At 39.3% G+C, this 20508-nt stretch carries 17 protein-coding genes and 1 other RNA gene; 2 read left to right on the forward strand and 16 right to left on the reverse strand.

The genetic code is table 11. The features are described 5' to 3' along the window. Positions 1-63: 63 nt before the first annotated feature. The 7 genes from MN204_RS11640 to secG form a co-directional block, all read right to left on the reverse strand. Positions 64-1053 (reverse strand): sodium:calcium antiporter, encoded by a 990-nt coding sequence (locus MN204_RS11640; RefSeq protein WP_249871245.1) that lies wholly within the window; start codon positions 1051-1053, stop codon positions 64-66. Between the two features lie 393 nt (positions 1054-1446). Next, positions 1447-1808: a transfer-messenger RNA gene (gene ssrA, locus MN204_RS11645) on the reverse strand. A 111-nt stretch (positions 1809-1919) separates the two neighbouring features. Further along, on the reverse strand, positions 1920-2387 hold the full coding sequence (gene smpB / locus MN204_RS11650; RefSeq protein ID WP_249871246.1) for an SsrA-binding protein SmpB: 468 nt from the start codon (positions 2385-2387) through the stop codon (positions 1920-1922). Between the two features lie 77 nt (positions 2388-2464). Then, on the reverse strand, positions 2465-3271 hold the full coding sequence (gene zupT / locus MN204_RS11655; RefSeq protein WP_249871247.1) for a zinc transporter ZupT: 807 nt from the start codon (positions 3269-3271) through the stop codon (positions 2465-2467). A 506-nt stretch (positions 3272-3777) separates the two neighbouring features. After that, positions 3778-5991, reverse strand: a complete 2214-nt coding sequence (rnr, locus tag MN204_RS11660; RefSeq protein WP_249871248.1) for a ribonuclease R — start codon at positions 5989-5991, stop codon at positions 3778-3780. A gap of 49 nt (positions 5992-6040) precedes the next feature. Then, on the reverse strand, positions 6041-6787 hold the full coding sequence (locus MN204_RS11665) for an alpha/beta hydrolase (RefSeq protein ID WP_249871249.1): 747 nt from the start codon (positions 6785-6787) through the stop codon (positions 6041-6043). Between the two features lie 191 nt (positions 6788-6978). Beyond that, positions 6979-7212 (reverse strand): preprotein translocase subunit SecG, encoded by a 234-nt coding sequence (gene secG / locus MN204_RS11670; RefSeq protein WP_249871250.1) that lies wholly within the window; start codon positions 7210-7212, stop codon positions 6979-6981. 172 nt (positions 7213-7384) lie between these two features. Here secG and MN204_RS11675 point away from each other — a divergent pair, with 172 nt between their 5' ends. Next, positions 7385-8299, forward strand: coding sequence for an alpha/beta hydrolase (locus MN204_RS11675; protein ID WP_249871251.1), 915 nt, complete (start codon positions 7385-7387; stop codon positions 8297-8299). Positions 8300-8393: 94 nt separating this feature from the next. Then, the gene (gene ptsP, locus MN204_RS11680; protein ID WP_249871252.1) at positions 8394-10106 is read left to right on the forward strand and encodes a phosphoenolpyruvate--protein phosphotransferase; all 1713 of its coding nucleotides are present in this window, start codon (positions 8394-8396) and stop codon (positions 10104-10106) included. Between the two features lie 156 nt (positions 10107-10262). Here ptsP and MN204_RS11685 read toward each other — a convergent pair whose 3' ends face one another. From MN204_RS11685 to rpoN, 9 genes are all read right to left on the reverse strand, one after another. Then, entirely contained in the window at positions 10263-10841 is a 579-nt protein-coding gene (locus MN204_RS11685; protein WP_249871253.1) for a nitroreductase family protein, read from the reverse strand. 249 nt (positions 10842-11090) lie between these two features. Next, on the reverse strand, positions 11091-12377 hold the full coding sequence (gene eno, locus MN204_RS11690) for a phosphopyruvate hydratase (RefSeq protein WP_249871254.1): 1287 nt from the start codon (positions 12375-12377) through the stop codon (positions 11091-11093). Positions 12378-12428: 51 nt separating this feature from the next. Further along, positions 12429-13967 carry a 2,3-bisphosphoglycerate-independent phosphoglycerate mutase gene (gene gpmI / locus MN204_RS11695; RefSeq protein WP_249871255.1) on the reverse strand — a complete coding sequence of 513 codons (1539 nt, stop codon included), beginning with the start codon at positions 13965-13967 and terminating at the stop codon, positions 12429-12431. Further along, positions 13964-14722 (reverse strand): triose-phosphate isomerase, encoded by a 759-nt coding sequence (tpiA, locus tag MN204_RS11700; RefSeq protein WP_249871256.1) that lies wholly within the window; start codon positions 14720-14722, stop codon positions 13964-13966. Before tpiA ends, gpmI begins: the two co-directional genes overlap by 4 nt. A gap of 29 nt (positions 14723-14751) precedes the next feature. Then, positions 14752-15933: a phosphoglycerate kinase gene (locus tag MN204_RS11705; RefSeq protein ID WP_249871257.1), complete on the reverse strand. Its 1182-nt coding sequence runs from the start codon at positions 15931-15933 to the stop codon at positions 14752-14754. 214 nt (positions 15934-16147) lie between these two features. Further along, positions 16148-17155 carry a type I glyceraldehyde-3-phosphate dehydrogenase gene (gene gap / locus MN204_RS11710; RefSeq protein WP_249871258.1) on the reverse strand — a complete coding sequence of 336 codons (1008 nt, stop codon included), beginning with the start codon at positions 17153-17155 and terminating at the stop codon, positions 16148-16150. A gap of 40 nt (positions 17156-17195) precedes the next feature. Next, positions 17196-18224 (reverse strand): sugar-binding transcriptional regulator, encoded by a 1029-nt coding sequence (locus tag MN204_RS11715; RefSeq protein WP_249871259.1) that lies wholly within the window; start codon positions 18222-18224, stop codon positions 17196-17198. Positions 18225-18508: 284 nt separating this feature from the next. Next, positions 18509-18769: a glutaredoxin family protein gene (locus tag MN204_RS11720; RefSeq protein WP_249871260.1), complete on the reverse strand. Its 261-nt coding sequence runs from the start codon at positions 18767-18769 to the stop codon at positions 18509-18511. Positions 18770-18771: 2 nt separating this feature from the next. After that, a complete protein-coding gene (gene rpoN, locus MN204_RS11725) occupies positions 18772-20061 on the reverse strand; it encodes an RNA polymerase factor sigma-54 (RefSeq protein ID WP_249871261.1) in 1290 nt (429 codons plus the stop codon). Positions 20062-20508: the final 447 nt, after the last annotated feature.

A 20508-nucleotide genomic window follows, 5' to 3' on the forward strand; every position in this document is an offset into this window, starting at 1 on the left:
CATATGGAGAAGACATGTTGTAATCCTAAAGGGAATTCCTGTCTTATACTTCAGTCCTTCAATCTAGCCAATGAAAATAAAGTAGGAGACAACAAAATACCCTACAACCGTGATAATCGAAGGCAAACTATACAACCATAAAGATGCTGAACGCTTTCTCATTAGTGCCCAAATAAGCACAACAGACAAAATGGATATCCCAATTGCGGTATACAAATTTGACCAGGAGACATCAGCCAAAATCGATCCGCCTTGATATACTACATCCGAAACAGCTATGATCACCATATTGAACATATTGCTTCCCAGAATGGAACCAACAGCCATATTGGGGTTTTTCAAACGAAAAGCAGCATAGACAGAGACTGCTTCTGGTAAAGAGGTTGTTGCGGCAATAAGAAAACTTCCGACAAAACTTGAACCAAGACCAGTTATAATCGCAATCCGATCACCTGTCACAGAAAGCACACTACCAGCTGCCATAATAATTACAGCAGCAACCACAAAACCGGTAACCGCTCCTCTTAAAGAGACTGCTTTCTTATTTACAGGGGTTTCCAATTGCTTGTCCGATGTCTCCTCTGCCGGAGGTGAAGGCAATTGACTGATGATGATCATCCCGATTATGTATCCAAGCAGAATCAATAATGAATCAACACCAATTCCCAAAATCGTAGCGTCTACTTTAATAACAAGTGCCAACGTAACCATTAACATTAAAAATAGACCGAGGATCGCAGAATAAATATGATTTCTACTTACGAGATAATACAACTGTTTTCTTCTAAAAAACAAATCAAATACAGCGATAATCAAGAGATTAAATAGATTCGAACCAAGCATATTACCAATCGCAATATCAACATTTCCGATTATTACTGCTGAAAAACTCGTCGTAATCTCGGGAAGCGATGTAGCTCCCGCCAATAATATCGTACCGACCATCATACCGCCCATCGCGCTCTTTTTACTAATTACATCCGCATACTGTGATAACTTCATCGCAGTAAACACGGTTACAATTGCTGCCAATATAAAAAAGAAAAATACCAAAATCCCACTCCTTGCAAATATGTCCATTTCAAATCTGGCTTTTCCAAATAGACTTCATTAATGATAACATGAACTGATAGAGCGCTCTTTTTTAAAAGCCATGAACCGTATTTCTTTACCTTTTTTTCTTCTCATTCAAACCTTACGTTTCAATTAAATGAAATGATATTCCAACTTTATACACTCAGCCTTTCCATCTTGCATCCATTACATTCCATGTTCATGCTAATTTACCATGAAAAAACCCTTTGAAATTTCATGTCCAAAGGGTGAGAACGGTTTACTACTCTACTATTCCGAAAAATTTCTGTTAAGAAAGTAAGTTTTGCATTCTTTATTTGAAGAAAAGTTTTTTAAGTTTTAGAAAAACAAAAAACCACCAATATTATGTATTGGTGGAGACGGTGGGAATCGAACCCACGTCCAGAGATATCGGCACTCAGGCCTCTACACGCTTAGTTGATATATTATAGTTCGCTAATTCTTCAGCCTATCAACAGGCTTTAGAGCAGCTAGTCTGATTCATTTCAACTACCGATCCTCAGACGGTGGATGGCAGTATAGCCCGCTTCATTTGAGACCCTTCAATCTGCCACACGGGCGATGCCAGGAAGGATCGCTTTAGGCTACTTACGCAGCTGCTAAAGCAGGTTGATTAGTTTTGCCAGTTATTATAGGCGTGTAACGTTTTACGAGTCGTAACCTCGACGTGCAACCTGAGCTCAAACTACCCCTGTCGAATCCGTAACGTCCCCATAAAAGAGAAACGCTCGGTAAAACACTGAGCATTGTTTAAATTTCCTACAACTCTTATTATAACAGAATCCAAGTTAAAATCAATGGGTGGAAGGATTTACAAGTGTGTGTTATCTAACATGCTCTTTAATCGCACGATCGACATCACGTTTCATTTGTTTCCTTTTCAGATCCTCACGTTTGTCGTATTTCTTCTTACCTTTCCCTAACCCAATCAGCACTTTTGCATATCCATTTTTAATATAGATTTTCAAGGGGACAAGTGCATAACCCTGCTGCTGCGTTAAACCGATTAATTTGTCGATCTCTTGTCGATGCAGCAGAAGCTTGCGGGTTCTGGTAGGGTCATGATTATAACGATTCCCCTGCTCATACTCAGCAATATGCAGATTGACAAGCTGCACTTCACCACGTCTGTCAATTCTTGCATGGGAATCTTTTAAATTTACTCGACCATTCCGCAGTGACTTAATCTCCGTTCCTTGTAATACGATCCCTGCTTCATATGTCTCTTCGATTAAAAAATCATGTCTTGCTTTTTTATTTTGTGTAATCGTTTTTCCATGTCCTTTTGGCATACATGTTTCCTCCTACTGCTTACCATAGAACTTCATTTTACCAAAGATTCTGCCTGAATCCAATTAGAATACATTCTCTACCCCAAGAGTATCAGGCTGACAGCCATAATTGCCATTCCCACAATTACTCCATAAATGGACATATGTGCTTCATCATATCTTTTTGCAGCAGGAAGTAATTCATCCAACGAGATAAATACCATTATCCCCGCCACCATGGCAAAGACAATGCCGAATAGTGTTTCACTCAAGAAGGGCATCAAAATCGCAAACGCTACAATAGCTCCAATCGGTTCTGCAAGTCCTGACAGAAAAGACAGTTTAAACGCTTTTTTCTTACTTCCGGTAGCATAATAAATCGGAACAGATACAGCAATTCCTTCTGGTATGTTATGAATGGCAACTGCTATCGCTATGGCCACACCGATTGTTGGATCCTCTAATGTGGATATGAAGGTGGCAATCCCTTCAGGAAAATTATGGATTGCTATGGCGAGTGCAGTAAACATACCCATTTTCATCAAATCCGGATCATTCATTGGCTGTTTCGGTTTTTCCATATCCTCTACTTTTTTAACTTCATGTGGATTCGTATATTTCGGAATGAATTTGTCTATCAACCCAATTAATAGCATACCACCAAAAAATCCGATGATTGTCATCCAGTATCCTTCTGTTTCACCCATAGATGAAGTAAGTGCATCTTTTGCTTTAAAAAATATTTCGACCATCGATACGTAGATCATAACACCCGCAGATAAACCTAAAGCAAAGGACAGAAATTTCGTATTTGTTGTTTTGGCAAAAAAAGCAAGTAAACTTCCTACCCCTGTTGCAAGACCTGCAAACAATGTTAATAGGAAGGCAAGTAAAACATTATCCATGGGTATCCCTCCAAATAACTTACACAAAAGCTGCTCCATTTCTATATTTAGAACTTTTGTTTTGGTTGTCACCAAGTCTTTCGGTGACAGCCCTCGTTAAACTTTATGCAGCAGGTTTGTAGGTCTATTCTTTCCTACCCGCTAAAAAACATTATATTTTTGATTAGTATATAAAGTAGTTTATAGGACAATTAGTTAGGTGTCAACAAATAGTTTTCCTGAGGGCAACTTTTGATAACCTAGTATATGCACCATACAGCAATTTGATAACCATGTTTTTTACTTTTAACGTGCAATTCAATTTTTAGCCCTTGGACGGTTGCATTAGTTGAAGTAAGATAGCTTATACTTTATTACTTGCTAGAAAACGAAGGTCGTCACCAACTTTTCGGTGACGACCTTAATAGCATTTATGCAGCTAGGAGAGTCAATTTTTTCCTGACTGTCAAAATAAAACTGCCCCCATTGTAATATTTCTAACAAATTAGGGGGCAGTTTTAATGTTTTTATTTCTTATTTTTTTTCTTCTTCTTTGAATTTGTCTTATTGGTGTTAAGGGCTTTCTTATGAGGATTGCTTTTTCTCATACTTTTCGTCTTTGGCAACCCAACAAGCTCAAAATCAACTGTATGCTCATCGGTATTGACACTGACTACTTTTACCTCGACCTCTTCCCCTATTCGATATACATTGGCAGTCCGCTCACCAATCAGGGCATGACTGCGTTCATCGTAGTGATAATAATCATCTGTCAGATAGCTTACATGAACAAGACCTTCAATGGTGTTTTCCAATTCAATGAACATACCAAAGTTAGTCACCGAACTGATGACACCTGTATATTCTTCACCGATTTTATCTTTCATAAATTCAGCTTTTTTAAGTTCGTCTGTATCACGTTCTGCATCAACAGCTCTGCGTTCCCGCTCAGAAGTATGTCTGGCAATTTCAGGCAGTCTATCTTTCCATTGTCCTGTTGTCTTCTTATCCAATTGATTATTGATCAAATAAGTTCGAATCAGACGATGGACAATTAAATCAGGATACCTTCTGATCGGTGATGTAAAATGTGTATAGAACTCTGTAGCAAGACCAAAGTGACCGACACCTTGAGGGTCATACTTAGCTTGCTTCATCGAGCGTAGCATCAGTTTTGAAACAATCATCTCCTCCGGTTCACCATGGATGGATTCCAAAACCTTCTGTAATGCCTGTGGGTGGACCTCATTGGATGTTCCTTTTACAGAGATACCAAGGCCCGCCAAGAAATCGAAAAACTTTTCAAGCTTTCCTTCATCGGGGTCTTCGTGAATACGGTGGATAAACGGCACATCCATCCAATGGAAGTGCTCTGCCACCGTTTCATTCGCAGCAAGCATGAATTCTTCAATCAAACGTTCTGCTACTGACCGTTCTCTGACGACGACATCAGTAGGTTTACCTGTATCATCAACAAGTACTTTCGCCTCTTTGAAATCAAAATCGATTGCACCCCGGCCAAAACGTTTTTTACGAAGAACTTCTGCAAGTTTTTCCATTTCTTCAAACATAGGCACCAATGGACTGTATTTTCCCCGAATCTCTTCATCTCTATCTACTAAGATCTTATTGACGTCCGTATATGTCATACGCTCTGTAGTTTTAATGACACTTTGAAAAATTTCATGATTGACTACTTGGCCAGCAGCATTTATTTCCATTTCACAACCAAGTGTCAGTCTGTCCACCTGTGGATTCAAGGAACAAATGCCATTGGATAAACGATGTGGAATCATTGGAATTACTCTATCAACAAGGTAAACACTCGTCCCACGTTCAAATGCCTCCTTATCCATTGGAGATCCTTCTTCCACATAGTAACTGACATCGGCAATATAGACACCGAGCTTATAGTTTCCATTATCAAGCTTTTTGACCGTTACCGCATCATCAAGGTCCTTCGCGTCGGCACCATCGATTGTAACAATCATCTCATCCCGCAGATCACGACGTCCCTTCAGTTCTTCCTCAGCAATTGACTCCGGTACATTTATTGCATGTTCTAAAACATCCTCAGGAAATTCTATGTTGATGCCGTGTTTATAAATAATGGAAATGATATCAATTCCCGGATCATTCTTATGCCCGAGTATATGAATAATTTCCCCCTCAGCACTTTTTCTGTCTTCAGGATATTTTGTTATGCGCGCGATAACTTTATGCCCGCTGACCGCACCATGTGTACTGCCTTTCGGTATGAAGATATCATTTGGAATACGCTTATCATCTGCAATGACAAAGCCAAAAGAACGATTATCTTCAAACGTGCCGACCACCTGGATAACAGCGCGCTCCAATATGCGAATGACTTTCCCCTCTGGTCTATTGCCGTCCACATCCGTTTTTTCAAGCCTTACTAGCACCTTATCATTATTCATTGCAGAAGCCATATCGTTTGCATGGATATAGACATCTTTTGCTTCTGTGTCATCTGGAATCAAAAAAGCAAAACCCTTGGCATGCATTTGAATTTTACCTTTAACAAGGTTCATTTTGTCAGGCAATCCGAAGCGGTTCTTGCGTGTTCGTACCAGCTCACCCTCATCTTCCAGGTCATTTAGTACTTTGATCACTTCTTTGAATTCCAGTGCATCATCAATTCCCAGTTCTCTCTCAATCTCATCAACTGCCAATGGTTTCGTACCGCTTTCTTTAAAAAATTCAAGTATTTTTTCTTTCATTTCATTCACCTTCTTTCTTAGTATTCTTAACCTTTTTTCCTTAATATAATCATATTTTCCAATCCAAGCCCTCTAAAAATTGAAAGATATCCTCATGCAGCTGTTCTTTCTCTTTACCTAATGTGATTACATGTCCAGATTCTTCATACCATTTGATATCTTTTTGATCCGATTCAACATTCTCATAAATATAGGTTGCGCTTTCGGTATTGATGATTTGATCTTTTCTCGCTTGAACGACAAAAACTGGTGTATATATTGTATCTACATTTTTTTTTACATCTGTGATAGTTTTACCCAATTCCACAAAAAGATCTTTTGAATTTTCGACTAGTAGTGCAACCTCTTCCGTAATCGTTGCATCATCCATTTGTTCAAGCTGCTTATATTCTTTTGCAAACATTCTAAATGCTTGCGATAGCTCTGTTTCATTATCGTAAAACATTGGAGCACACATTGGTATCATTGCTTTTATATTTTCTGAATATGCCAGCTTCAACCCCAATACACCTCCAAGCGACAATCCTGCAACAGCTATTTCTTCATAGCCAAGCTGTTTTAAATGGTACAATCCTTTTTTTACATCTTCCCACCACTGATCAGGGTTGGTATGGATAAGTTCTTCCGGTGGTAGCCCATGTCCTCTGTAAATTGGCGCATGGCTAGTATACCCTTTTTTTTCTAAAAATCTACCTAGCATCCTTACATCTGCAGAATGACCGGTAAATCCATGCAATAGTAAAACGGCCCGAGGGCCTGCTTCAAATGTAAAGGGTTTTGGTTGTTTTATTTTCATTAATTTGCATCTCCTTACACGTCCTATTATTACTCTACCCCATATGTATAACTATACAACATATTAGAAGACTTGGTTATCACGAAGCCTTACGCTGACAGCCTTCCTTGCACTCATGTTCTGAAGAGTTCTAATTAGTTCTAACTGACAAAACAAAAAACCCTTATCACAGCTATGATAAGGGATTAGTTCTATTGTAATACATATGCACTTAAAAAGGCTAATACGAAAAACAGAATTCCGGTAACTACCGTTCCACGATGCAAAATCAAGTCTGCACCACGTGCTTTTTGTTTTCCGAATAATTGTTCAGCACCTCCAGAAATAGCTCCAGAAAGTCCTGCGCTTTTTCCTGATTGCAATAATACAAAAGCAATCATGACTATTGAATCGATGACTAATAATACATTAACTAAACCTGCCATGTTCCCACGACACCTCCTGTATCCGACAAATACCTACTAATTACTTTATCAAACGTTGAATTGAATAGCAAGCAAAATTTCATTGATAGTGTGTTATGTTTGTACCTACATAAATAAATCTAATACATATATAATTATATGGAAAACGATTTTTAAGTTTGGAGTGATCATGATGGAAAGTTCATTTTGGCTTACAATGGAAGATCATGTCGAGGTCTATATAAAAAAATGGACCAACGAAAATAGAAAACCAAAAGCGATTATTCAGCTTGCACATGGAATGGTAGAACATATTAATCGTTACGGTGCATTTGCCAATTACTTGGTGGAACAGGGTTTTGATGTATTCGGTAATGATCATCGCGGTCATGGAAAAACAGGTGAAAGACAAGGACTGCAAGGATATTTTGCAGATGAGGATGGCTTTTCCACGGCAACAAATGACCTTTTCGAAATAACAAACCATGTAAAAGAGAACTATCCAGGAATACCGATATTTTTGATTGGGCATAGTATGGGTTCCTTTTTGGCCAGAAACTATATTCAAACACATAGTGAATCAGTACAGGGAGTTGTACTGACTGGAACAGGTTATTACCCAAAAGCAGTTTCCTTGACCGGAAAAAGTCTCGCTGCACTTCTTCCTCCTAAAGAACAATCACCAATTATGAATCGATTGACCTTCTGCAGGAATAATAAGAAAATAAAAGAACGAAAGAATGGGTTTGAATGGCTGACCCGGGATGAAACAGTAGTTGAGGATTATATAAAGGATCCTTTTTCCGGATTTATTCCTACAAGTCGTTTTTTCTATGATCTGCTGACAGGTGTTATGTCGATGCAAAACAATAAACAAAATAAATCTGTCCGAAAAAACCTGCCCTTACTTCTCCTAAGTGGGGATGCTGATCCTATTGGAAACTATGCAAAAGGAATCTGGAAAACCGCAAAAATCTATCAAAAAGCAGGACTTGAGAATGTCACTGTAATGCTCTTCACAGATGGACGGCATGAGTTATTGAATGAAATTAATAGAGATGAAATCTTTAAAATGTTATGTAAATGGCTTAAATCCCAACTTCCTTAAACGCTTCCCTTGCATGTGTTAAAGCAACTGTTTAAAATAGAAATGGACAGGAAAATTACTAGTAAACCTTCCATAGAAAGGATGACAACTAGAAATGAAAAAAATAGAAGGAATCGCAGCGTCAACTGGAATAGCTATTGCAAAAGTGTATGAATTGAAAGCACCAGATTTAACATTTGAAAATGTGACGATAGATAATCCAGATCAGGAAATCGAAAGGCTTGATGAAGCACTGAAAATTTCGATGCAGGAATTAGAAAAAATTAAAGTACATACGAAGAAGGAAATCGGCGACGAACATGCCGAAATTTTTTCTGCCCATTTACTTATTTTAAGTGATCCGGAACTGATTAATCCAATGAAGGATAAAATTAGTACAGATAAAGTAAATGCAGAAGTAGCTTTGAGCGAAGTAACGAATATGTTTATCGACATGTTCAAAAATATGGAAAATGAATACATGCGCGAGCGTGCTGCTGATATACAGGATGTTACAAAAAGGGTAATGGCACATTTATTGGATGTGAATTTCCCTGACCCAGCGTTGATCAATGAACAGGTAATCGTCATCGCAAATGACCTCACTCCATCTGATACTGCTCAATTAAACCGTGAGTTCGTAAAAGGGTTTGCAACAGATATCGGTGGTCGTACCTCCCATTCTGCAATTATGGCTAGGTCACTTGAAATACCAGCCGTTGTTGGTACTAAAAACATTACAGCCTCTGTCTCCAAAGATGACATAGTTATTGTGGATGGAATGGAAGGTAAAGTCATTATCAATCCAACAGATGAAGAACTGGAATCCTATCGTAAGAAACAGGACTCCTTTGCTGCACAGCAACAAGAATGGGCAAAATTGAAAGATGAGCCAACTTTCTCCAGCGATGGTGAACAAGTAGAGCTGGCAGCCAATATTGGTACACCTGATGATGTTGAAGGCGTACTTAATAATGGCGGAGAAGGAATTGGCCTATATCGTACAGAGTTTTTATATATGGGTAAATCAGAACTCCCTACTGAAGAGGAGCAATATGAAGCATACAAGTCAGTACTCGAGCAAATGGGTGACAAACCAGTTGTTGTAAGAACATTGGATGTCGGTGGAGATAAAGAACTTAGCTATTTGGATCTGCCAAAAGAACTCAATCCCTTCCTGGGGTATCGTGCAATTCGCTTCTGTCTCGAAAATGAGCATGTATTCCGTCCGCAATTACGTGCATTATTGCGTGCAAGTGTCCATGGCAATTTGAAAATTATGTTCCCTATGATTGCAACACTGGAAGAGTTTCGCCAGGCAAAAGCCATGTTACTCGATGAGAAAGAAGCATTACAATCAGATGGCGTGAAAGTTTCTAATGATATCGAAGTAGGTATCATGGTTGAAATCCCATCTACCGCTGTTATTGCTAAACAGTTTGCCAAAGAAGTCGATTTCTTCAGCATCGGCACAAATGATTTAATCCAGTATACAATGGCTGCCGATCGTATGAATGAGCAGGTTTCCTATTTATATCAACCATACCATCCGGCTATTTTAAATCTGATTCATACCGTTATTGAAGCAGCTCACAAAGAAGGAAAATGGGTTGGCATGTGTGGAGAGATGGCTGGGGATTCCATTGCCATTCCAATTCTGCTCGGCCTTGGGCTTGATGAATTCAGCATGAGTGCAACATCCATTTTACCTGCAAGAACACAAATTCTTAGTCTGTCCAAAAAAGAAATGGCTTCCTACAAAGAACAGTTGCTTTCCATGGGTACAGAAGAAGAAGTCGTAGCATTTATTAACGAAAAAACGGAATAAACCTTGAAAGCGTTCCCCTTCAATGAATGAAGAGGAACGCTTTTTTTGGAAGGTAAGAAATTTAAAAATTTTAGCATCAATTACTACTTATACCTAAAGAACCATATCAAGCTCCAGCGCCTTTTGCTCGGGACTTCCCTTTTCCTAGGTTTGCGGTTATTCCTTGATGACTTCTAACTTCTCTTCTATAGGGGTCCTGCCTTTATTTCTTGCAACTTTTTCAGGATAGCCGATTTGCAAGACAGCTGCAATTTTTATCTGATTGACATCGAGACCAAGATCCTTCATAAACAGAGGATCATGCATATACGGCGTGATTGTCCAAAGCATGCCAACTCCATATTCCCAAGCAGCGAGCTGGCTATTTTGAATAAAGGCAGCTACTGATGCATATTCCTCTTCATATCGGACAGGGTCTTCAGGCTTCTCGAAATAAATGAGAGCATGGTGCGGAATCGCCATTAGGAATTGTCTCATCGATTTTATCATTTGTAATGTCTTTGGTTCCTCATCATCATTTATCATTCCGATTCGCTGATAGCTTGATAGAATGGTATCAATAAAAGCTTGTTTTCCTTTTGACTGATATAATTTTATTTCCCATGACTCGGTCATATAATGCGAAGGTGCATAGGAACCATATGTAAAAATCTCTTTTAATATTTCATTACTGACCTCTTGTTTTTTAAATGAATGAGTCGAGCGCCTTTCCTTGATTGTGTTTAAAATATCCATGCTTTACCTCCACTGGTTAAAGGGTATACCCTCATTATAAACCGTTGTCCACCCTTTTGCTTCATCTATTATTCAGAAGCATTGCCCTGACATGGTTGTCATTAAGTCCATGAAAGATCGGGAATCATCCATTTAAATACTATCCAATGTTTCCTTATTGCCTGTACGTATGCAGGTAGGAAAGTTTTATGCTTTTCACCTATCAAAAAAAGAGACAGATTTCTCTGCCTCTTTTTCATGTGTAATGATTTATTTTTTTAAGTTATAAAATGCACTCAATCCAGCATATTCACCCATACCGGCAAGTTCATCTTCAATGCGAAGTAATTGGTTATATTTCGCAACGCGGTCTGTACGGGATGGAGCACCTGTTTTGATTTGCCCTGCATTTGTAGCGACGGCAATATCAGCGATTGTCGCATCTTCCGTTTCACCGGAGCGGTGGGAGATGACTGCAGTATAGCCAGCACGTTTAGCCATTTCGATTGCTTCGAATGTTTCAGTTAATGTACCGATTTGGTTAACTTTAATAAGGATGGAATTACCAACACCTTTTTCGATTCCTTCAGAAAGCTTCGCAGTGTTTGTAACAAATAGGTCGTCACCTACAAGTTGGACACGATCTCCGATACGCTCTGTCAGTAATTTAAAGCCTTCCCAGTCATTTTCGTCCAATCCATCTTCAATGGATATAATCGGATATTTATTGATCATTTCTTCATACCAGTCAACCATTTCTGCAGATGTACGAACAACACCTTCACCTTTTAGGTTATATTTTCCGTCTTCATAGATTTCGGATGCTGCTACATCCATTGCAAGCATGATTTCTTCACCTGGTTTGTATCCAGCTGCTTCGATAGCTTCAACAATTGTCTGCAATGCTTCCTCATTTGAACCAAGGTTAGGAGCGAAACCACCTTCATCTCCAACTGCTGTGTTTAAACCTTTTGAGCTCAATACTTTTTTCAAGGAGTGGAAGATTTCTGCACCTGTGCGCAATGCCTCTTTAAATGTTGGAGCACCAACAGGCATAATCATGAATTCCTGAATATCCACGTTGTTATCTGCATGCTCTCCACCGTTTACAATATTCATCATAGGTGTTGGCAATACTTTTGCATTGAAACCGCCAAGATAGTTGTACAAAGGAACTTCAAGATGACTTGCTGCTGCATGTGCTGCTGCCATGGAAACACCAAGAATCGCATTTGCACCCAGTTTACCTTTATTCTCTGTACCATCAAGTTCGATCATTAGTGCATCAATAATGTTTTGACGTGTTACATCGAGACCAATTAGCTCCGGTCCAATAATATCATTCACATTTTCAACTGCTTTTTCGACACCTTTTCCTAAATAACGTTCTTTATCTCCGTCGCGCAACTCAACTGCTTCATATTCTCCAGTAGATGCACCACTTGGTACGATTGCAGAACCGAATGCACCTGATTCTGTGAAAATCTCTACCTCAATTGTTGGGTTACCACGTGAATCTAAAACCTCTCTTGCATAAACGTCAGTAATGTATGGCATAAAAATCTCTCCTTTTGGATATCCATTTTAGTTTGATTAATGATTTTAAATTTATTTAATAATCAATGACTCTCCAGTCATTTCTTCCGGTTTTGCTACGTTCAATAGGTCTAACAGTGTCGGCGCAAGATCAGCTAAAATACCGCCGTCCCGCAATGTAATGCCATCCTTTATGACGATAACCGGTACCGGATTTGTTGTATGAGCAGTCATAGGTGTGCCTTCCATTGTAACAACTTCATCAGAATTACCGTGATCTGCGGTAATAATGGCATTCCCACCAAGTTCAATGATTTTATCTACTATTTTGCCGAGACATTCATCCACTGCTTCGATCGCATCGATGGTTGGCTGCAGCATCCCGGAATGTCCAACCATATCCGGATTAGCAAAGTTTAGAATGATTGCATTTTGTTCACCTTTATCCAATTCAGCCAATAATGCATCCGTAACTTCGTAAGCACTCATTTCCGGCTTAAGATCATAGGTTGCAACCTTTGGTGAATCAATCAGTATCCTTGTTTCACCTGGAAATTCCTGTTCGCGTCCACCACTCATGAAGAAGGTGACATGCGGATATTTTTCCGTTTCAGCGATTCGCAACTGTTTCAGATTATGTTGTGCCAAAACCTCACCGACCGTATTATCGAGATTGATTGGTTCATATGCAACATAACCATTCACGGTTTCACTGAAATTGGTAAGCATTACAAAGTCAAGGTCTTTTGGTACGTTCTCGCCCCGGTCAAAATCACGGAAATCCATATTTGTAAATGTACGGGAAATCTGAATAGCTCTGTCCGGGCGGAAATTATAAAAGATGATGGAATCGTTGTCCTGAATCGTCCCAATAGGCTCATCATTTTCATCGACCATTACAGATGGAATGACGAATTCGTCGTGAATTCCATTGGCATAGTTGTCTTCAATGACATCCATTGGGTTTTTATATTTTGGCCCTTTCCCATGTACCATGGTATCATACGATTTCTGTACACGGTCCCAGCGTTTATCACGATCCATTGAATAGTAACGACCGGAAATGGTAGCAAATTGTCCCACTCCAAGTTCACGCATCTTTTCTTCTGTCTGTTGAATGTATTTGCCTGCTGTTTGAGGACCAACATCACGGCCATCTAAGAATGCATGGACGTAAACATTATCTAAATCACTATCTTTTGCCAGTTTCAGTAAGGCAAATAAGTGATTGATATGACTGTGCACGCCACCATCAGACAACAGCCCAAACAAATGCAGTGCTTTATTGTTTGTTTTCGCATGATGGATTGATTTCAGGAATGCTTCTACCTTAAAGAAATCCCCTTCTTCAATTGACATGTTTACACGGGTCAGACTCTGATAAACAATTCGTCCGGCACCAATGTTTAGATGTCCAACTTCGGAATTGCCCATTTGGCCTTCCGGTAACCCTACAGCATTGCCACTTGCTTTTAGCTGGTTATGTGCATACTGATTCCAGTACCTGTCAAAGTTAGGGGTATTTGCTTGTTTTACCGCATTTCCTTTTTCTTCATCCCGAATCGCAAAACCGTCCAGGATGATTAATGCCGCTAATTTTTCTTGACTCATTTTGTACCTGCCTCCACTAACTGCAGAAATGATTCTGCCTCAAGACTTGCACCGCCGACTAAAGCACCATCAATATCAGATTGGCTCAACAGTTCTTCTACATTAGCCGGTTTTACACTTCCGCCATATTGAATGACGACTTTTTCAGCAATAGTTTCTGATGTTGCTTTTTTAATTACCTGTCTAATATGTGCGCAAACTTCATTGGCGTCCTCACTTGAAGCCGTTTTCCCTGTGCCAATTGCCCATACAGGCTCATATGCCACAATTGTTTCAGCAATCTGTTCATCGGACAGCCCTTCAATAGCTTTTTCCACTTGCGTTCCGACAAGGGTCATCGTTTCATTTGCTTCGCGCTGTTCCAATGTTTCACCTACACAGACAATCGGAGTAAGTCCATGATTAAATGCTGCATGTGTTTTCTTATTTACGGTTTCATCCGTCTCCGCAAAAAATTCCCGACGCTCAGAATGTCCAATTACAACATGGGAAACTCCCAGGTCTTTCAGCATAACCGGACTAACTTCTCCGGTATATGCTCCATTATCGTCGAAATGCATATTTTGTGCTGCCACTTTTAATTTTGTTCCATTCGTTTGTTCAACGAGTGAAGAAAGGTATGGGAATGGTGCACACACAATAGCTTCTACCTGATCAGTTTCAGGAACTTTTGATGCTACCTCGTCAACAAATTGATTTGCTTCTGCTAAAACCTTATTCATTTTCCAGTTTCCAGCGATTACTTTTTTACGCATTGTCTCACCTCTCGAATTCGTCATAGAAATTATTTATCATCTAGAGCTGCTACACCTGGTAAAACTTTCCCTTCCATAAATTCAAGGGAAGCTCCACCTCCAGTTGAAACGTGATCCATTTCAGCGGCAAGGTCAAATTTCTCGACTGCTGCCGCAGAATCTCCGCCTCCAATAATGGAGAATCCTTCTGTTTCTGCCAATGCTTCTGCTACAGCTTTTGTACCTCCGGCGAACGGGTTCATTTCAAAAACCCCCATTGGTCCATTCCATATAATCAGTTTTGATTCCGCAACGATATTACTGTATGTTTCTCTTGTTTTTGGTCCTATATCCAATGCTTCCCAGTCTGCAGGAATTTGATCAATATCTACAATTTTAGTGTTAGCTGATTCCGAAAAATCATCAGCAACAACTGCGTCAACTGGAAGAACAAAGTTAACACCTTTTTCTTCCGCTTTCTTCATAAATTGTTTGGCAAGATCAATTTTATCTTCTTCGAGTAATGATTTCCCAACTTCATGGCCCTGGGCTTTTATGAACGTGTACGCAAGACCTCCACCAATAATTAGGTTATCCACTTTTTCCAGTAGGTTATCAATCACATTAATTTTATCTTTTACTTTAGCACCACCAATGATTGCCGTGAAAGGACGTTCAGGTTCACTAAGTGCATTGCCAAGAGCTGCAATTTCTTTTTCCATCAAGTAGCCAGCTGCAGCGGGAAGCTTTTCGGCAACACCTGTTGTGGAGGCATGTGCGCGGTGTGCTGCACCGAAGGCATCATTAACATATACATCAGCCATATCCGCAAAAGCTTGAGCCAATTCAGGGTCATTCTTTTCTTCTCCAGCTTCAAAACGCACATTTTCAATTAATAAAATGTCTCCGTCATTCAATTGAGAAATAGCTTCATTTACTTCGTCACCATAAACAGAATCCGTTTTAACTACTTCTTTTCCAATTAAATCACTTAAATGTTTGGCAACAGGATCCAAACGCAAATCTTCAACAGCCTGTCCTTTTGGCCGTCCCAGATGGCTTGCTAATATAACGATAGCTCCTTGCTCTGTTAAATGCTTAATCGTCGGCAATGCTGCTCTGATACGAGTATCATCCGTTATGGACCCATCCTTCAATGGGACGTTAAAGTCTACACGGCAAAATACTTTTTTTCCTTTTACATCAAGGTCTTGAAGTGTTTTTTTGTTCATGCTAAACCCTCCTAATTTTGGCCTATGTACAAGCTGATTGTAATCGATTTCCCCAAATTACCTCAGTCGTAACCATTATATACTATCAAACGCATAAGCGCTTGTTACAGTACGAGATTAAAAATTAAAAAACGGAGGAGGAATGGAATCCTCCTCCGTCAACATTGTTAATTCTGCTCTAGCATCCTCTAAAAAGGTAGCCTAAGCTTTTTTATTATAGCCCTTGTTTTTTCAAGTATGCTGCTAAGTCAACACAACGTGCAGAGTAGCCCATTTCGTTGTCATACCATGAAACAACTTTTACCATATTGTCTTCCATTACCATTGTAGATAGACCATCTACTACAGATGAATGTGGGTTTCCAATGATATCAGTAGAAACAAGTGGTTCTTCACTGTATTGAAGTACACCTTTTAATGGACCTTCTGCTGCTTCTTTTAATGCACGATTAACGTCTTCAGCAGTAACATTTTTATCAAGTTCGGCTACTAAATCAACCAATGAACCATCTGGAGTTGGTACACGTACTGCCATACCATTCAATTTGCCATTGATTTCAGGTAGAACTAGTCCAACAGCTTTTGCTGCACCAGTTGTTGTCGGGATAATGTTTTCTGCTGCAGCACGTGCACGACGATAGTCTTTGTGCGGCAGATCAAGAATTTGCTGATCATTTGTATAAGAATGGATTGTAGTCATTAATCCACGTTTAATTCCAAAGCTATCATGAAGCACTTTAGCAAATGGAGCTAGACAGTTTGTTGTACAAGATGCATTGGAAATGATATTGTGCTTGGATGGATCGTATTGATCATCATTAACACCCATAACGACTGTTAGGTCTTCACCATTTGCAGGGGCAGAGATAATAACTTTTTTAGCTCCGGCATCAATGTGTTTCTGAGCGTCTTCACCTTTTGTGAAACGTCCAGTTGATTCAATAACTACTTCTACTCCCAAATCTCCCCAACCAAGGTTAGCAGGATCGCGTTCAGATAATACTTTGATTTCTCTTCCACCTACAACAATGTCTGATCCATTAACGGAAATTTCTTCTTTCAATTGACCATGTACAGAATCATATTTCAATAAGTGAGCAAGCATATGTGCATCCGTTAAATCATTTACTGCAACGATTTCCACTTCATCATTCAATAAAGCTTGACGGAATACGTTACGTCCTATTCTACCAAAACCATTAATACCAACTTTAACTGTCATTTACTATTCCTCCTAGAGAACTTTTATGTTAATGATATATTTAAAGAGGGCTACCTCTCAATATCTGTTCAGCTGCTCCCTGGTCTGTTATGAGCAGGTCGCTTTTTCCTTGTTTAAAATAAGAAGCAATCGCTTCACCCTTTGATTTTCCACCAGCTACAGTAATCACATGGTCAACACTGTTCAGGTCTTCAAGCTGTATCCCGACTGTCTTCACTTTATGAACAACATTTCCAGATTGGTCAAAATAGTACCCGAATGCTTCACTTGCAGCTTTCTTTTCTTTTAAAAGAGTTATTACCTTTTCAGCCGTTTTTCGCCGCTCTGCCATTTTCAATGCATCACCAATACCATGTATTACAATGTTTGATCCTTTAATTTTCTCTAATATTTCAATAATGGCAGGCTCTGTAATAATGGTTTCATACGTAGAATCACTTATAGGATCAGGAACATAGAGCATGCGGTATGAACCTTGTGCTTTTCTAGCCATCTCGGCAACAATCCCTGAGGCCTGATTTTCGACTTTCTCCCCAATCCCTCCACGGGCAGGTACAAACAAAAGATCACTATCCTTGCCCAAAGGTGACATTACGTCTGCAACGGCAGCCATTGTACTTCCACCTGTTACCGCAATGGTGTTTTCCTTTTTAAGAATCGTTTTAAGAAAAGTAACACACACTTTCCCCATTTCTTGTTTAACCCATTCATTCTCATCACTATTTCCAGGAACGATAATAACCTTTTCTACAGATACTCTTTCCTTAATCCGTTGTTCTAAAACATGCAACCCGGATAATTCACCAATAAATTTCGTCAACTGTTCCAGAATTAATTTACCCTCATTTGATATAAACATTCCTTTTGATGTGATTTGAATTAATCCTTGCTCATGCAAGAAATCGACTTCTCCTCGAACATGCCTCTCCGTCATTTTCGTGTTCTCTGCCAACCCTCTTCTTCCGATAGGCTGATAAAGATCAACGGTTTGGAGTAAGGAATACCTCTGTGTCATTGTCTCAAGTATTTCTGGAACAAGCTTTTTTTGTAAATCTATTAATGCTTTCACGGTCATTACTCCTCTTCACCTGGTCAAAATTCGTCCCTGACGATTTTATTTTGTCCCGGCTACGATTTTATTATAACATAATCAAAAAGTTATACAAACAATAAGTATGTAAAATTTTAATTAACTTTTCTGTACAATAGATATTGGGTAGTGGCCTAGGCGCTTTATCGATTCTTTTCGTTGCATTTATGCAGGAAGAGATATTTTAAACTGACACGACAAAAAATAAGGTTATACAAATTATTCCTCTTTGTGAGAAGAGTAAACATAGAAAAAGGGAGCTCTTATTGATTGAGCTCCCCTTCTTGTTCGGCTGAAAACAGCATTTCAACCGATTTATAATTAATTTCCTCGCAATTTAATTGTTTTCCGTTTATCTCAATAACAGGTATTTGTAGCTGAAACTCTTCAAGCCAGCTGTCATTGGTGTAGATATCCCGCTTTATTAGATGATAAGGATATTCATTAGAAAAGAGGGAAAGCAAGGCTTCAGCCTCCTCACATAATGAACACTTATGTTTTGTATATAATATAACTTGCCGCAAAATTATTCCTCCTGTTTCCTTTTCATGGAAGATGGTATATGAAGCTGGTCACGGTATTTCATTACAGTCCTTCTTGCAACCTCGATAGCGAATTCGTTTCTCAGCTTCTGTTTTATCGCTTTATCAGATAAAGGTTTTTTTCTATCTTCATATTTTATCATTTCTTGAATAAGCTGTTTAATTGCTAATGTAGCAATAACCTTTCCGTTTCCTTTTCTGACACCACTTTGCAGAAAAAATTTCAGTGGCAAAACTCCATGGTTGGTCTGTACATATTTCTGACTGATGGCTCTGCTGACAGTCGAAATGTGGAGATTTAATTCTTCAGCTATCTCTCTTAATGTAAGCGGTTGGATCCTACTTTGCCCGTGTTCAAAGAATGGCAGCTGCTTTTCCATGATTATTCGGATGACCTGTTCCAATGTACTTCCACGGTACATAATGGCCTGTTTGAGTGAATCAATTTCCTTGTATTTTTCTTTTAAATAATCGGTAGCTTCATTTGCTGGGTCTTTCAATTTTTCATATTGGGGATTGAGGGTAATTTTTGGTGTCGCCCATTTATAAAAAGATATTTTCCATTTTCCTTCTTCTTTATGAATGGAAGCTTCGGGAATGATATATTCTGGTTGAACTGTGGATATCAGTCGACCTGGCTTTGGATTACATAATTTAATATTCTCTATCAAAGCTTTAGCCTCGTCGATGGTCACTCCGTATAATCGGCTGATGGAGTCCGTATCTGTATCCGCAACCAATTCCAAATGGTCAACTACTAAATCTTCTATATATGGAGCGTAATTGTTTAATTGCCTCAGTTGTAGCAAAATACATTCCTGAAGGTTCCTTGCGCCGATCCCAGTCGGCTCTAAGGACTGAATTTTCATAAGAGCCTCTTCAACAGCATCCATCGTCGTTCCACAAGCGCTGGCCCACTCTTCCAATTCAATATCTAGATAGCCGTCCTCATTCAAAGAGTCGATTCCAAATTCTATGATTGCTTTTAACTCATCATCCATTGTGAGCATGAAAAGCTGTGCTTTCAGCTGATCATACATTGTCATCTCTGATTGATTGATTTCTCCAACGGATTGAACATTGGCGTGCATTGGCCTGAACTGCTCCCAATCCATATCCGTGTCTATTTCTTCAATTAACGGATTTTCATTTGCAACCTCTTTTATATAATCCATCAGCTCACTGCTCGTGAGTTGCAGAATATTGATCGATTGCATGAGTGACTGATTCATCTTCCATTGTAAGGATTGTTTCAGGACGAGTTTTTGTTTCATTATCATCAGACTCCTTAAATCATATCACTGCCTTCTATATTGCCATTTCAATATGTAAATGTCATCCATGTGAACAAATTTTATAGAACGAAGGGTAGGGATTGCTAATGGAAATAAGTTACTTCGGCGTCCGCAGCCCGTATACACCTCGCTTTCCACGGGCGCGCTGGTGAGCCCCTTCATGCTAACGCATTTCAGTGTCTCACCGATGCCTTTCCTCCCGTTGGAGACTACGTGTATACGGGCTGCTGATATGGGAATTCTTTCAAAAATATATACCTCAGCAAGAGCGATAGAAGATTTTTGATTAAATTTGACTGCATTTAGCATTTTTATAACTAGCTACAAAGATCTTTCGTAATCAATAGCTGCACCAGTCCTAGATCACTCTGGACGCTCACCTGTACTGGTGAAGTTGTTGTATGATGCTTTTTGAGCTAGTGCATG

Origin of the sequence: Oceanobacillus saliphilus (genome assembly GCF_023522835.1) — a bacterium.
Taxonomy (GTDB): Bacteria; Bacillota; Bacilli; order Bacillales; family Amphibacillaceae; genus Oceanobacillus; species Oceanobacillus saliphilus.

Coding starts and splice junctions, on each gene's coding strand:
- smpB (WP_249871246.1), bottom strand. CDS start 2,387: ATGCCAAAAGGACATGGAAAAACGATTACACAAAATAAAAAAGCAAGA.
- zupT (WP_249871247.1), bottom strand. CDS start 3,271: ATGGATAATGTTTTACTTGCCTTCCTATTAACATTGTTTGCAGGTCTT.
- rnr (WP_249871248.1), bottom strand. CDS start 5,991: ATGAAAGAAAAAATACTTGAATTTTTTAAAGAAAGCGGTACGAAACCA.
- MN204_RS11665 (WP_249871249.1), bottom strand. CDS start 6,787: ATGAAAATAAAACAACCAAAACCCTTTACATTTGAAGCAGGCCCTCGG.
- secG (WP_249871250.1), bottom strand. CDS start 7,212: ATGGCAGGTTTAGTTAATGTATTATTAGTCATCGATTCAATAGTCATG.
- MN204_RS11675 (WP_249871251.1), top strand. CDS start 7,385: ATGGAAAGTTCATTTTGGCTTACAATGGAAGATCATGTCGAGGTCTAT.
- ptsP (WP_249871252.1), top strand. CDS start 8,394: ATGAAAAAAATAGAAGGAATCGCAGCGTCAACTGGAATAGCTATTGCA.
- MN204_RS11685 (WP_249871253.1), bottom strand. CDS start 10,841: ATGGATATTTTAAACACAATCAAGGAAAGGCGCTCGACTCATTCATTT.
- eno (WP_249871254.1), bottom strand. CDS start 12,377: ATGCCATACATTACTGACGTTTATGCAAGAGAGGTTTTAGATTCACGT.
- gpmI (WP_249871255.1), bottom strand. CDS start 13,967: ATGAGTCAAGAAAAATTAGCGGCATTAATCATCCTGGACGGTTTTGCG.
- tpiA (WP_249871256.1), bottom strand. CDS start 14,722: ATGCGTAAAAAAGTAATCGCTGGAAACTGGAAAATGAATAAGGTTTTA.
- MN204_RS11705 (WP_249871257.1), bottom strand. CDS start 15,933: ATGAACAAAAAAACACTTCAAGACCTTGATGTAAAAGGAAAAAAAGTA.
- gap (WP_249871258.1), bottom strand. CDS start 17,155: ATGACAGTTAAAGTTGGTATTAATGGTTTTGGTAGAATAGGACGTAAC.
- rpoN (WP_249871261.1), bottom strand. CDS start 20,061: ATGAAACAAAAACTCGTCCTGAAACAATCCTTACAATGGAAGATGAAT.